Source organism: Microterricola viridarii, assembly GCF_001542775.1.
GTDB lineage: Bacteria > Actinomycetota > Actinomycetes > Actinomycetales > Microbacteriaceae > Microterricola > Microterricola viridarii_A.
Window position 1 is genome coordinate 2162924 of record NZ_CP014145.1, and the last position, 13310, is coordinate 2176233.

11 protein-coding genes and 1 pseudogene are annotated in these 13310 nt (G+C 70.5%); 5 read left to right on the forward strand and 7 right to left on the reverse strand.

Translation table 11 applies throughout. From position 1 onward, the window contains the following. Positions 1 to 92 precede the first annotated feature (92 nt). Positions 93 to 952: pseudogene (locus tag AWU67_RS09985) on the reverse strand (ABC transporter permease). Next, positions 949 to 2004: an ATP-binding cassette domain-containing protein gene (locus AWU67_RS09990; RefSeq protein ID WP_067228441.1), complete on the reverse strand. Its 1056-nt coding sequence runs from the start codon at positions 2002 to 2004 to the stop codon at positions 949 to 951. The pseudogene AWU67_RS09985 and the gene AWU67_RS09990 overlap by 4 nt, the downstream one beginning before the upstream one ends. 236 nt (positions 2005 to 2240) lie before the next feature. On the opposite strand from AWU67_RS09990, the gene AWU67_RS09995 reads away from it, so the two are divergent. Beyond that, positions 2241 to 3758, forward strand: a complete 1518-nt coding sequence (locus tag AWU67_RS09995) for an L-serine ammonia-lyase (protein WP_067228443.1) — start codon at positions 2241 to 2243, stop codon at positions 3756 to 3758. A 25-nt stretch (positions 3759 to 3783) separates the two neighbouring features. On the opposite strand, the gene AWU67_RS10000 is transcribed toward AWU67_RS09995, so the two are convergent. The 4 genes from AWU67_RS10000 to AWU67_RS10015 form a co-directional block, all read right to left on the reverse strand. Further along, on the reverse strand, positions 3784 to 5121 hold the full coding sequence (locus tag AWU67_RS10000; RefSeq protein WP_067228445.1) for an FAD-dependent oxidoreductase: 1338 nt from the start codon (positions 5119 to 5121) through the stop codon (positions 3784 to 3786). After that, positions 5114 to 5902 (reverse strand): methyltransferase domain-containing protein, encoded by a 789-nt coding sequence (locus AWU67_RS10005; protein ID WP_067228448.1) that lies wholly within the window; start codon positions 5900 to 5902, stop codon positions 5114 to 5116. The genes AWU67_RS10000 and AWU67_RS10005 overlap by 8 nt, the downstream gene beginning before the upstream one ends. 5 nt (positions 5903 to 5907) lie before the next feature. Beyond that, positions 5908 to 7161 (reverse strand): type III polyketide synthase, encoded by a 1254-nt coding sequence (locus AWU67_RS10010; RefSeq protein WP_067228450.1) that lies wholly within the window; start codon positions 7159 to 7161, stop codon positions 5908 to 5910. Between the two features lie 72 nt (positions 7162 to 7233). Continuing rightward, entirely contained in the window at positions 7234 to 7755 is a 522-nt protein-coding gene (locus AWU67_RS10015) for a rhodanese-like domain-containing protein (RefSeq protein ID WP_082716905.1), read from the reverse strand. A 174-nt stretch (positions 7756 to 7929) separates the two neighbouring features. Between AWU67_RS10015 and AWU67_RS10020 the strand changes: the two genes are divergently transcribed. From AWU67_RS10020 to AWU67_RS10030, 4 genes are all read left to right on the forward strand, one after another. After that, entirely contained in the window at positions 7930 to 8508 is a 579-nt protein-coding gene (locus tag AWU67_RS10020; protein ID WP_082716906.1) for a dihydrofolate reductase family protein, read from the forward strand. Positions 8509 to 8594: 86 nt separating this feature from the next. Further along, the gene (locus AWU67_RS10025) at positions 8595 to 8894 is read left to right on the forward strand and encodes an acylphosphatase (protein WP_067228455.1); all 300 of its coding nucleotides are present in this window, start codon (positions 8595 to 8597) and stop codon (positions 8892 to 8894) included. 143 nt (positions 8895 to 9037) lie between these two features. Continuing rightward, on the forward strand, positions 9038 to 9190 hold the full coding sequence (locus AWU67_RS17360) for a hypothetical protein (protein ID WP_160329739.1): 153 nt from the start codon (positions 9038 to 9040) through the stop codon (positions 9188 to 9190). 106 nt (positions 9191 to 9296) lie between these two features. Beyond that, on the forward strand, positions 9297 to 11522 hold the full coding sequence (locus tag AWU67_RS10030) for a RecQ family ATP-dependent DNA helicase (RefSeq protein WP_082717171.1): 2226 nt from the start codon (positions 9297 to 9299) through the stop codon (positions 11520 to 11522). Between the two features lie 161 nt (positions 11523 to 11683). On the opposite strand, the gene AWU67_RS10035 is transcribed toward AWU67_RS10030, so the two are convergent. Then, the gene (locus AWU67_RS10035) at positions 11684 to 13102 is read right to left on the reverse strand and encodes an HNH endonuclease signature motif containing protein (protein WP_067228458.1); all 1419 of its coding nucleotides are present in this window, start codon (positions 13100 to 13102) and stop codon (positions 11684 to 11686) included. Positions 13103 to 13310: the final 208 nt, after the last annotated feature.

The window sequence follows — 13310 nt, forward strand, 5'->3', positions numbered from 1 at the left end:
CCTGGGGCAGCCGCCCTCGTGACTGGTGGTTTTTGAGGTTTCCTTGGTTGGGGCTGCCGCCTTTCGCAAGGCGCTGAAATTGCTTCGCAATTTCAGGCCTTGCGCATATAAGCCCGGACTGTGAGGGGGCGAAGATGGCGACGATGACGCCGGCGCCCAGCAGCGAAAGGTAGGCCTCCACACCGAAGGTGCCGGTGTTCACGAGCTCGCGCACGGCCGTCACCAGGTGCGACACCGGGTTGATGTTCACGAACCACTGCAGCCAGGTCGGCATGGTCTCGACGGGCACGAAGGCGTTGGAGAGGAATGTGAGCGGGAAGAGCACCAGCATCGAGATGCCTTGCACGCTCGAGGCGGTGCGTGCGATCACGCCGAAGAAGGCGAAGATCCAGCTGATCGCCCAGGAGCACGCGATCACCAGGAGTCCGGCCACGGCCACGGCGCCCAGGCCGCCCTCGGGCCGGAACCCCATGATGAAGCCCATCGTGAAGGTGAGCACGGTGGCGATTCCGTAACGCACCGTGTCGGCCAGCAGCGCTCCTGAGAGCGGCGCGATGCGGGCGATCGGGAGCGATCGGAAGCGGTCGAAAACGCCCTTGTCCATGTCTTCGCGCAGCTGCACGCCGGTGACGACGGAGGTGGTGATGACCGTCTGCACCAGGATGCCGGGGATGATGACCGGCAGGTAGCTCTGCACGTCGCCGGAGATGGCGCCGCCGAAGATGTAGGTGAACATCACGGTGAAGATGATGGGCTGCAGCGTGACGTCGAACAGCTGCTCCGGCGTCCGCTTGATCTTCAACAGCCCGCGGTACGCCATGGTAAGCGTGTGCGAGGCGGTCTCGGCGAACGTGACCCGGTTCTTCAACTGGCGGTCGACGCCGGGGGTGATGGACTGCGCTGGATGCGCGTTCTCAACGCGCGGCGGCGTGTTCAGGCTGGTGGTGCTCATGCGCGGCTCCCTTCAAGAGTGGCGGAATCGGTGTTCTCACCGGTGGCGGCGTCAGCTGTGTCGCTGTCGTCGACGCCGTGGCCGGTGAGGGTGAGGAAGACCTGGTCTAGCGACGGCTTCTGCACGCTCATCTCGGCGAGCCGCACCCCCTCATCGCGCAGGGTGACGAGCAGCTCTGTGACAAGGTCGGGGTTGTTCATCGGGGCCGTGATCCGGCCGGCCTCCGGCGAGACCCTCGCCTCGACGCCGAGCACGTTCGCGATGGCGACGCGCGCATCTTCGAGGTCGGCGGGGTCGACGAGCCGCAGCTCGAGGCTCGACTCGCCGACGGACGCCTTGAGCTCGTCGGCTGTGCCCTCCGCGACGACGCGGCCGCGGTCGATCACGGCGATGCGGTCGGCCAGCTGGTCGGCCTCGTCGAGGTACTGCGTGGTGAGGAGCACGGTCGAGCCGGTGGCCACAAGTCGCCGGATCGTGTCCCACATCTGTGCGCGGGTGCGCGGGTCCAGCCCCGTCGTCGGCTCGTCCAGGAAGATCAGCGGCGGCTGCGCGATGAGGCTGGCAGCCAGGTCGAGGCGCCGGCGCATGCCGCCGGAGAAGTTCTTGAGCGGCCGTTTCGCGGCCTCGATGAGCCCGAACTCCTCGAGCAGCTCGCTCGCCTTGCGCTTCGCGGCGGAGGAGCTGAGGCCGTGCAGGCGGGAGAACAGCACGAGGTTCTCTGTGGCGGAGAGGGTCTCGTCGACGGAGGCGTATTGGCCGGTGACGCCGATCAGTTGGCGCACGACCTGTGATTCGCGTTGCACGTCGTGCCCGAAGATGCGGGCCTCGCCGGCATCCGGGCGCAGCAAGGTGGCGAGCATGCTGATGGTCGTCGTCTTGCCCGCGCCGTTGGGGCCGAGCACCCCATAGACGGTTCCGGTCTGCACGCGGAGGTCGACGCCGTCGACGGCGCGGTTGCTGCCAAAAGTCTTGACGAGCCCGTTGGCCTCGACGGCCCAGTTGCTCGTGGTGGATCGGGCGGATGCCTCACGCCCGGTGAGCGGTGTGCTCATGGCGATCCTTTCAGTCTGTGTGAGCGCCAGATCGGCTGCGCAGAGTCTGCGTCAGCGGGCGGCACAGTGTGAGTCTGCGCGCGGGCACTCACAGATCACTGTCGTGCCGCTTACATCGCGCTGTCGTGACGGGAATCGCACCGCTACCCCGAAAAGTCGCGCCGAAAGCGCCCGCAACGCACGATTCTGCGAACAGACGCCACACGGCTGCGCACCCCACTCCCTACGATGGACAGGTGACAGCGTTCGTCTCAGCCCTCGATCTGTTCTCGATCGGTATTGGCCCGTCCAGTTCCCACACGGTCGGCCCCATGCGGGCTGCCCTCGACTTCGCCGACCGCCTCGGCGCCGGCCACCCCGCCGTCCTCGGCCGGGTCGATCGAATCTCCTGCGTGCTCTTCGGCTCGCTCGGCGCGACCGGCATCGGCCACGGCACCCCGGACGCCATCGTCGCCGGACTCGCCGGCCTGCGCCCGGAGGACTGCGACCCTGACGCGGTGCGCGGCGCCTGGAGCACACTGCCGAAGGCGGCCGTCGGGCACGGCATCGTACAGCTGGCCGGAACCCGACCGGTGCAGATCACCCGCGACGACATCACGTTCGCGCCGTTCACCCGGCTGCCGGGGCACCCGAACGCGATGACGTTGCACGCCTGGGAGCGGGACGCCGACGGCAGCGAGCGTGAGCTGCTGCGCGAGACCTACTACTCGGTGGGCGGCGGCTTCATCCGCCGGGCCAGCGAGGACGCCGGCGCGCTGGCACCCGGCCTCGCGTCGGGCGTGGCCGGCGCAAGGACGGCCGGTTCGGACGGCAACGGATCGGATAGCGCACAGGCAGCGACTGCGCCGCGCCCTCTGCCGGTCACCGCGGCGGCCACCGCCCGGCATCCGCTGCCCTACTCCAGCTCGGCCGAGCTGCTCGCCCTCTGCGAGGAGCAGGGTGTCGGGCTCTGCGACATCGCTCGCGCCAACGAGGAGGCGGTGCACGGGCAGGAGGGCCTGGACGCCGGCCTCGACGCCATCTGGGCGGCCATGCGCAGCTGCGTCGACAATGGACTCGCCACGACGGGCGTGTTGCCCGGCGGCCTCGGCGTCAAGCGCCGCGCGCCCGCCGTGCGCGCGCAGCTCGACGCTCACGACGGCCAGCCGGTGCGGGAGCGCGACACGTCCACCGAGTGGTTGCACGCCTTCGCCCTCGCCGTCAACGAGGAGAACGCGGCGGGCGGCCGTGTCGTCACGGCGCCCACCAACGGCGCGGCCGGCATCATCCCGGCGGTGGGGCACTACTACCTGCGTTTCGTGGCGGGGGCCTCGCCCGTTGGCATCCGCAACTTCCTGCTCACGGCCGCCGCGATCGGCTCCCTCGTGAAGGCCAACGCCTCGATCTCAGGGGCGGAGGGCGGCTGCCAGGCCGAGGTCGGCTCCGCCTGCGCCATGGCGGCCGGAGCGCTCTGCGCTGTGCTCGGCGGCACGCCGCGGCAGGTGGAGAACGCGGCAGAGATCGCCATGGAGCACCACCTCGGCCTCACGTGCGACCCGGTCGGCGGGCTCGTGCAGGTGCCCTGCATCGAGCGCAATGCGATCGCGGCGTCGACCGCTGTCTCGGCCGCCCGGCTCGCCCTGCACGGTGACGGCACGCACCTCGTCTCGCTCGACACCGTGATCGAGACGATGCGACAGACCGGCCTCGACATGATGACGAAGTACAAGGAGACCAGCGAGGGCGGGCTCGCCGTCAACGTCATCGAGTGCTGAGCACGGCTGCTCTCGCTCCAGCCGCTCAGAGCCCGCGCATGGTGAAGGCTTGCGCCAGCAGCCCCCGAAACGGCGGCCGGGACAGGCCCCGCACGAGCGCGTTGCGCACGGCCAGCCGCGTTCCGTGCGCCGGCTGGCCCACGCCCATGTTGAACGAGGCCTGCATCACGGCGCGGCGCGCGGCCCGGCGTCGCCCGGCGTCGTAGTCCGCGAGGGCCAGGGAGCCCAGTGCGTGGCCACCGCGCACGGCCAGCTCGAGCGCCGGGGCGAGGGCAGCGGCATCCAGCCAGCCGAGGTTCATGCCCTGACCGCCGATCGGACTCACCTCGTGTGCTGCGTCGCCGACCAGGGCGATGCGGCCGACCGCCATCCGGGTGGCGAGGTGTTGCTGCACGGCGAAGGCGCTGATCGAGCGCGCGCTGCGCTCCGCGTCGGCCGAGTCGGAATCGGTGCCGGATGCCGCGTGCAATGCGAACCCGGTGCGCTGCCGCACCGTCGCGGCGAGCTCGGCGGCGGTCGCCTCCGGCTGCAGGCTCTCCGTGAGCACCACCCAGCGGCGCCAGCCTCCCGGCAGCGGGAAGGACTCGACAACGCCCGCGCGTTCGAAGGCGAGCAGCGCCGTCGTCGGTGCGTGCGGCGCGGTGATCGGGCCGGGCCGGGTGAGGCGCGATGCCGCCGCGCTGCGGAAGTCGCCCATCAGGTACGGTTGCGCGGCGCCGAAGGCACGCCAGCGGATGCGGCTGTACTCGCGCACCCGGCTCCGCGGCCCGTCCGCGCCGACGAGGTAGCGCGCTCGCAGGTCCGCCGTGGAAGTGGACGCCAGCTCAACGTGCACGACGCCGCCTCGTTGCGCGAACGCGACGACGCGCGCCCCGCGGCGCACCGGGTCGTGGCCGCCGCACAACTCGACCAACCGCTCGCGGAGCAGTCGCTCGGTGTCGCGCTGCGGCAGGGCGAGCACGAACGGGTAGCGCCCGCCCGCCTCGCTGATGTCGAGCCCGCCGAGCGTCTCACCGTCGCACCACGCCTCACCGCGAAAGATCGGCGTGCCAGCCGCGGTCGCGGGCTCGGCCAGCCCGAGCTGTGCGAGCACGGCCAGCCCCGGCGGGTGGATACCGATCGCCCGCGAGTGCTCAGAGCCCTGCTCGCGCGACTCGAGCACGGCCACGCTCAGGCCGCGCTGCACCAGCAGGCAGGCCAGGAGCAACCCCACCGGGCCGGCGCCGACCACGGCGACATCCACCGGCGCCTCGTACGCCTGGGCCTCACCCTCCTGGGCTTCACCCTCCTGGGCTTCGACGGCCCGAGCGCTCTCACGCGTGTCCGACGTCGTGTCGGTGCCCGGGATTAGCGTGTCAGGCATCGGGACCGGCCCACGTCAACAGGTAGCGGAAGCGGCTCCGCGGCAGCACCGTCCAGCCCGGGGGCAGTGCGACGCGCAGCTCGGCTGGCCGGTAGCTGCGACGAATGGAGGTGAGGCCGTCGGCACGAATATACGAGTCCTTCAAGAGGGTGCGGGCGAACGGCAGCGTACCCAGCGCGAATCCCGCGTAGGCCAGGGCACTCCGGGTGATGTCGCTGTGCAGCACGCGCGGCAGCCGCGGGGAGTCTGAACCGGCACGCCCGCTGCCGGATGCGGTCCGCACCAGCTGTTCGCTGTCGAAGAGCAGCCCGCCGAGCTCGGCGGGAGTGAGGTGGTGCAACATGTGATTGGAGACGACGAGGTCGAACTGTGCGCCCTCCGCGACGAGTTCCGAGCTGAACGCACGGCGAAACTCCACGCCGCCGACACCGGGTTGGCGGCGGGCCGGGTGGCGGAGCACCAGCTGGCGCTGCGCGAAGTCGTCGGCGCGGCCGTCCGGGTCGATGGCGGTGACCTGCAGGCGGAGGCCGTCGTTGGAGGCCCAATGGGCCAGCGAGAGCGGGAGGTCTCCTCCACCGGAACCGATATCGAGCAAGGTGGTGTCGTGGGTGGCCGAGAGATGGGGGTGCACGAAGTGGCGGTAGGTGTCGCGCCAGCCGGAGACGGCGGCGTTGATCATGCCGAACTGCTCGTAGGTGCGCTCCAACTTCGCCGGGTCGGCGCCGGCGGCATCCATGAGCTCGGTGGCGTCCGTCGCCCGCCGGCGCAGCGCGAAGCCCATTGGGGTCACGCCGTGAGCACCGTGGCGGCGGCAGGCGGAGGCGTGGCGGGGGCGCCCTCGCCCGCTGTGGCGGATTCCTCGGCATCCATTGGCGCCCCGGACGCAACCGGCGCGCGCACCCCGGCGACGGTCAACAGCGCCGTCTCCACGGTGAGCCCAGGGCCGAACGCCATCGCGAGCACGCGCTCGCCCTCGGCAGTGCGGGGCGCCTCGATGATGTGTTTCAGCACGAACAACACCGTCGCGCTCGACATGTTGCCGAAGTCGCGCAGCGTGTCCCTGGCCGGCACGAGCTGCTGCTCGCTGAGGCCCAGCTTCTGCTCCACCTTGTCGAGGATGCTGCGCCCGCCCGGGTGGATCGCCCAGTGCTGCACCGCCTCCCCTGCGGCCCCGGCGGCGAGCGCCGCGGCGAGCACCGGCTCGGGCGAGAACAGGGGCGTGAGCGCGCTGCCGATGTGCTCGTCGATGATGTGCGGCACATAGCTGGAAAGCACCATCTCAAAGCCGTTGTCGCCGATCTTCCACGCCATGTCGCCCTCGCCGACCGGGGTCAGCACGGTCTCGGAACGGTCGAGCTTGAACGCGAGCTCCCCGTCGTGCAGCGGCTGGGCGCTGACGATTCCGGCGGCCGCGCCGTCGGCGAACAGCGAGGACGCGACGATCTCGTCCGGGTCGTTCGAGCTGCGCAGGTGCAGCGTGCAGAGCTCGGCGCTGACGACAAGCACGACGGCGCTCGGGTCGGCCTCGACGAACTGTCGGGCGGTGCGGAGCGCTGGCATAGCGGCATAGCAGCCCATGAAGCCCAGGTGGTAGCGCTGCACGGAGGGCGCCAGCCCCAGCTCTCGCACCAGCATGTAGTCCGGCCCCGGCTGGTAGAAGCCGGTGCACGAGACGGTGACGACGTGGGTCACATCGGCGGCCTCGATGCCGGGACACGCCGCGAGCGAGCGCCGCGCCGCCTCGACGAAGAGCGGCGTCGCCTGCTGTATGTAGAGCTCATTGCGCACCTTGGTGCCGGGGCTGAGCAGCAGCCCCGTCTCGGCGTCGAAGAACTGGTGATCGCCCGGCAGCTGGGCCAGCGAGAGTTCCTCGATCACCGAGTAGCGCGTTTCGATGCCCGAAGCGTTGAAGGCCGTGCTGACCAGGCGTTGCCCGAGCCGGCTGAGGCCGGGCTGGCTGGCGAAGACGTCTCGCACCGCCTCCTGTACCAGCACGGTGGGCGGAACAGCGGTCTGCAGTGCGCGAAGCGTCACATCCATGGTTCATAGTAGGCGCCAGCCGCCGCCCGGCGCATAGAGATTCCAACATGTTCTCAGTTTGGTGTGACCCAGCTAGCAGTCGCAGCGGGTGCCGCTGACCTCAGCGCCCGGTGCCCCGACCGGCCCCACCAGCTCATCGACCGCGCGGGTGGCGGTTCCGGTATCTGTCTGCACCGGGTAGCCCTCCCTGGCCCAGTACTCGAATCCGCCGATCATCTCGCGCACCGGGTAGCCCAGCAGCGCCAGCGCGAGTGCCGCCTTGGTGCTGCCGTTGCAACCTGGGCTCCAGCAGTACACGACGATGTTCGTTCCGGCCGGGAAGAGTGCCTCGGCATCGCTCGTGATCCGCGCGGTCGGCAGGTGGATGGCGCCGGCGGCCCGGCCCTGTTCCCAGGCCGCGTCACCCCGGGTGTCGAGCAGCACGAAGCTCGCCGTGCCCGCCGAGAGTTCGGCATAGACGTCGGAGGCGTCGGTCTCGAACGCGAGTTTCGCCCTGAAATGGGCGATCGACTCGTCGCGGGTGGCCGCGGGCTCCGCGCCGAAAATGGGCGCGACGGGCGAACCGGGCAACACCGGTGATGGGCTGGCTGTCATCCACCCAGCATGCCGGATTCCGCGGCCGCGCGGCGACGGTTCTTCCACACGAGCGCAGCCATCCCTTGACAGCGTGCTGCCCCCGATTTAGGTTCACGACAACCGGGTTCACACGTCGGATGCCGCGGCATCCGCCTGCACAGGATCGGGCGACCACGAACAAGGAGAAGGACCATGAGAATCGTGAGTCTGGGCATGCAGATCACGTTGGACGGATTCGTCGCCGGCCCCGGCGGCGAGCTGGACTGGGCGATGGAACGGCTCGACGAGGAGCTGTTCGCCCACCAGGAGGTGTTGATGCAGAGCTCGGACACGATGCTGCTCGGGCGGGTGAACTACCTCGACCAGGCGGCGCACTGGCCGACGTCAACGCAGCCGCTCGCGAAGATCCTGAACGCCCAGCAGAAGATCGTCTTCTCCACCACGTTGGAGAACGTGGATTGGGAGAACTCGCGCCTGGCCACGGCTTCCCCGGCCGCGGAGATCGCCGCACTGCGCGCGCAGCAGGGCACGGCGATCAGCGTCGCGGGAGGGTCCCGGTTCGCGCAATCGCTGCTTCACGAGCACCTCATCGACGAGGTGCGGCTCTACGTGCACCCGATCGCTCTCGGCGAGGGCATACCGCTCTTCGCGGAGCAGATCGCTCTCGAACTCACCGGCAGCCGCCGCTTCGCGAACGGCACGATGCTGAACAGCTACCGCGACCCGCTCTCCGCGGCTTCGCGGGCCGGCGCGACCGTCCCCGCCGACTAAGCGGCGCGGCCACCCACCTCCCCCGAACGACGAGCGTAGGATTCCGACATGACTCAGCCTCCCGCCGACGTGGCAGCCGGCGCCCGGTGACGGCCGCCAAGCACGTCATCCTGCGTGGTCAGGTGCAGGGCGTCGGATTCCGCTACGCCGCCCGCGCCGAGGCGGAACGCCTCGGCATCTCCGGGTGGGTGCGCAACCGCCCTGACGGCGCGGTCGAGGCCGAGGTGTATGGCGGGGAAGCGGCGGTCGAGCAGATGCTCGACTGGCTGGGCCGCGGACCACAGGGCGCGGACATCGCGACCGTCGAGGTCAAGGACGTACTGCGGACCGACTCAACGCGGCACTGGTTCCAGCGCCCGGCGCCCGGGTTTCGCATCCTGCAGTAACACGATGCCGGCGGGGGAACCCCTCGACGCCCCGTGTGGGCTTGCAGCTGTTGTGAAAAGCGGTCGGGGTCTGCGGCGCGAGGGCTCCGCTCACCCAGCCGGCTCTCGGCAGTCGCCCAGCAAAAGTTCCTACTCTGGGCGGCATGACCCAGGAAATGTGGTGGCTCATCCTCGCAGCATCCGGTCTGCTTGTGCCCATGCTGCTTGGTCTCGTCGTGCCGAGGCGGCGGGCCGTTCCGGTGCGCATCGCACGCCGCGCCCACACCGACCGGGCATCCGGCGCCTCACGGCGCTGAGCGCGAGCGGGGCGGCAGCGCGAACGGCAGAGCCGCTCTGAGCTCCGCGGGCCGCGCCGCAGACCTCGATGTCAGCGGCGTCTGTCAGGCTGTAACCGTGAACAACATGCAGAACGTAGACGAGCAGCCGATCGACACGTACAACCTCGCTGAGACCGGCGCCGACGGCATCCGCCCCGCCGCACTCGCCGCGCTGCGTGCCCTGGTCGGCCGTCCGGACGCCGACTTCCACGACGGCCAGTTTGAGGCGATTCAGGCCCTCGTCGCCGAACGCCGCCGCGCCCTCGTCGTGCAGCGCACCGGGTGGGGCAAGTCCGCGGTGTACTTCGTCGCGACGAAGTTGCTCCGCGACGCCGGGGCGGGGCCCACCATCCTCGTCTCGCCGCTGCTCGCCCTCATGCGCGACCAGGTCGCCGCCGCCGCCCGCGCCGGCGTGCGCGCCGTCTCGATCAACTCGGCAAACGCCCACGAGTGGGGCGCCGTGCTCGAACAGCTGCGCACCGACGAGGTCGACGTGCTGTTGGTCTCCCCCGAGCGTCTGAACAACCCGCGCTTCCGCGACGAGCAGCTTCCGGCACTGATCGACCGGGTCGGCCTGCTCGTGGTCGATGAGGCACACTGCATCAGCGACTGGGGCCACGACTTCCGGCCCGACTACCGGCGCCTGCGCGAACTGATCGCCGAGATGCCGGCTTGCGTGCCGGTGCTGGCGACGACGGCGACCGCCAACAGCCGAGTGGTGACGGATGTCGCCGAGCAGCTCTCGGTGGCCGCCCAGCACGACTCGGCGCCCGCCGCGCCGGTTCTCACGATCCGCGGACCGCTCGCGCGCGCGTCGCTGCGACTCGGCGTATTGCGGCTGCCCGACGCGAAAGCCCGCCTCGCCTGGCTGCTCAGCCACCTCGCCGAGCTGCCCGGCAGCGGCATCATCTACTCGCTCACCGTCGCCGCGGCAGAGGACACCGCCCGGCTGCTGCGCGAGGCCGGCCACACCGTGCACGCCTACACCGGGCAGACCGACACCGACGAGCGGGAGGCCCTCGAGGGCCAGCTGAAGCGCAACGAGATCAAGGCGCTCGTCGCCACCAGCGCGCTCGGCATGGGATTCGACAAGCCCGACCTCGGCTTCGTGCTGCACCTGGGCGCCCCCTCCTCGCCCGTCGCCTACTACCAGCAGGTCGGCCGTGCCGGCCGCGCCACCGACAACGCCGACGTGTTGCTGCTGCCCGGCGTCGAGGACGAGGCGATCTGGACCTACTTCGCCACCTCCTCGATGCCCGACGAAGAAAAGGCCCAGGCCGTGCTCGCCGCGCTCGCACAGAGCGAGCGGCCTCTCTCCACCCCGGCGCTGGAGGCGATCGTTGACCTGCGCCGCTCCCGGCTGGAGCTGCTGCTCAAAGTGCTCGACGTCGACGGCGCCGTGCGCCGCGTGCAGGGCGGCTGGAGCTCCACCGGCCAGCCCTGGGTCTACGACCGGGAGCGTTACACCCGTATTGCTGCAGAGCGCGTCGCCGAGCAGCGCTCCATGATCGAATACGAGCGCACCGGCGACTGCCGGATGGCGTTCCTGCAGCGCGCCCTCGACGACGACACCGCTGTGCCCTGCGGGCGCTGCGACAACTGTGCGGGCGTCTGGTACCCGGTCGACGTGGCCGAGGATGCCGCTGCCAGCGCGAGTGCCTCCCTCGACCGGGTCGGCGTGGCCATCGAACCGCGCGCTCAGTGGCCCACCGGGGTGGCCTCGCTCGGCGTGCCGGTGAAGGGCAATATCCCGCCCGGCGAGCGGCTCGAAGCCGGCCGGGCGCTGGCCCGGCTGAGCGACCTTGGCTGGGGCGGCCCGCTGCGGGCGCTCTTCGCACCGACCGCCACTGCGCCGGGCGAGCCGGAATCCTTGGGAGCCGCCTCGAACGACGCCCCGGCAACCCCGGCCATGCTGCAGGCCTGCGTGCGCGTGCTCGCCGAGTGGGGCTGGGAGGAACGCCCGGCCGCGGTCGTCGCGATGCCGTCGCGCCGGCATCCGCAGCTCGTCGACTCGGTCGCCCGCGCGATCTCGGAACGGGGCCGGCTGCCGCTGCTCGGCACCCTGGACTGGGCGAACGGCGGGCCGACCGGCGGCTCCGGCGGCAACAGCGCCTACCGGCTCTCCAACGTCTGGGATCGCTTCAGTGTCGGACCGGAGCTCGCCGCCGCGCTGGAGCAGTTCAGCGGCCGCCCGATCCTGCTCGTCGACGACATCGCCGACAGCCGGTGGAGCCTGACCGTCGCCGGGCGGCTGCTGCGCCAGCACGGCGCCGGCGCGGTGCTGCCGTTCACGCTAGCGCTGCAGGGCTGACCCGGCAGCGCTGCGCCCCGAGAGGTCCGGGCGAACTTATCGAAACGTGTGACGTCGTCTCGCCACGGTGTGAAGGTGATGCAGTTGCGCTCGAAGACGTTGCGGCGATTGTCACCCTCGGCGTCGCAGACCGGCGGGCGTGATTCGCCTCGACAGACGGCCTACTCGACGAGCACGGGGTGGTGTTCGAGCAGGTCGGCGAGTTGGGTGCGGGACTTCGTGGATCTTCGCCACGGGGTGTCCACGTCGGAGCGGCCATTGCGCAGCCAGGGCGGCGGTTTCACGTGCGGGACCCCGTCGATCATCAGGATGCGCCAACCGCTGGTCTCGATCGTGCGGTGGTGGAACCAACACAACAGCACACCGTTGCACACCTCGGTTTTGCCGCCGTCGCGGTGCGCGATCACGTGGTGGATCTCGGACCAGGCGGCCGGGATCGTGCAGCCGGGGATGATGCAGCCGCCATCGCGCAGGGTGATTGCCCGGCGTTGTTGGGCGTTGAAGACCCGGTCCGACGTGCTCAGGCTGATCAGCCGGCCATCCTCGCCGATCAACACGTTCTGCGTGCCGCCGGCGCAGACGAGCTGCTCCACCGCGGCCATTGACAGGGCCGCCTCGCAGCCCTCGATGAAACCGGACCCGCAACGGGCGGTCAGGTCGGCCTGCCGCACCGAGACCAGCACCGTCGGGGCAGCCCCACCGGTGCGCGGCGCGTTGGCGCTGCGGGCGGCACCATCGATCAGGCTGGCGAACACGTCATGCCGGGCCTGGGCGGTGGCGCGCGGGTCTTTCAGCTGGTCCGGGCCCGGGTCGGTGAAGGTGGGTTTGCTGCGCGGGTTCAAGTACGCGTTCAGCAACGTCTCGAACTTCGCGTCAATCTCGGGCAGCAGCGCCATCCTGCGGTGCACGAGACCGTCGCGGGTGAGGCCGGCGCTGATGCCGCGGGCCTGCATGGCACGTTCCTCGACGGGCATGGTGCCGTCCGGGTCCAACACGCTCTCCCAGACACGGGCCTGGCCGCGCACCTCGTCGGCGGCGAACGGCAGTGGGGACTCGATCGTGGGCCCGGTGGCTGCCGCGACGAGGGCGATCTCGGCGCGCTCGAGGTTGAGGTCGCCGACCCGGGCTCGGATCGGGGCGAGGGTGTCGATGATGGCCAAGGCACTGTCGTAGCCGAGCGAGCCGGCCCGGAGTGCGGCAGATGCTGCGGGGAATGCAGCCGGGAGGGTGTCCCCGGTCAGTGCGGTGCGGGGCCTCGTGGCCTCGCCCACCCGCATCCGCTGGGTGAGCGTGCGCTCCGACGCCAGCGTGACCCGAGCCAGGAGTTCCACGGCGTTGCGGCAGCCCTTCTTCGCCGAGAGGCTGTCCTCGCCGAGCTCCCGCCGGGACCGGAACGCGACCTCACCGGCGGTCTTCAGCCGGAGGGCGTCGACGACGCGACCGGCGGCCTCGACGGAGGCGGTGAGCTCGAGCAGGGCGTCGTCGCGCAGCATCCGCTCGTCCAGATCAGCCAGGGTCGCGGCCAGTTCGGCTTGGGCGGCGGCGACCTCTTCGCTGAGGTCCTGGCTGGCTGATCGCATACCACAATTCTAGGAGAGAATGGGGGTCTGGAACGGATTAAATCCCTGATGTGGATAACTTTTTACGCACTGTCGGTGGGGTGCGGTAGCGTCGGAAAGGATGGGCCGATCGGGTTGGAAACCGGGCTTCGGTCGCTCGTTCCTCGCTTCCTCAGCCGACGTGGGAGAGCGGACGACAGCGGGGTTCCGACAGGCTCAACCAGCGGGG

Bases quoted from the DNA above. Each gene is read 5' to 3' on its own strand.
- AWU67_RS09990 (WP_067228441.1), bottom strand. From the start codon at position 2,004: ATGAGCACACCGCTCACCGGGCGTGAGGCATCCGCCCGATCCACCACG.
- AWU67_RS10000 (WP_067228445.1), bottom strand. From the start codon at position 5,121: ATGCCTGACACGCTAATCCCGGGCACCGACACGACGTCGGACACGCGT.
- AWU67_RS10005 (WP_067228448.1), bottom strand. From the start codon at position 5,902: ATGGGCTTCGCGCTGCGCCGGCGGGCGACGGACGCCACCGAGCTCATG.
- AWU67_RS10010 (WP_067228450.1), bottom strand. From the start codon at position 7,161: ATGGATGTGACGCTTCGCGCACTGCAGACCGCTGTTCCGCCCACCGTG.
- AWU67_RS10015 (WP_082716905.1), bottom strand. From the start codon at position 7,755: ATGACAGCCAGCCCATCACCGGTGTTGCCCGGTTCGCCCGTCGCGCCC.
- AWU67_RS10020 (WP_082716906.1), top strand. From the start codon at position 7,930: ATGAGAATCGTGAGTCTGGGCATGCAGATCACGTTGGACGGATTCGTC.
- AWU67_RS17360 (WP_160329739.1), top strand. From the start codon at position 9,038: ATGACCCAGGAAATGTGGTGGCTCATCCTCGCAGCATCCGGTCTGCTT.
- AWU67_RS10030 (WP_082717171.1), top strand. From the start codon at position 9,297: ATGCAGAACGTAGACGAGCAGCCGATCGACACGTACAACCTCGCTGAG.
- AWU67_RS10035 (WP_067228458.1), bottom strand. From the start codon at position 13,102: ATGCGATCAGCCAGCCAGGACCTCAGCGAAGAGGTCGCCGCCGCCCAA.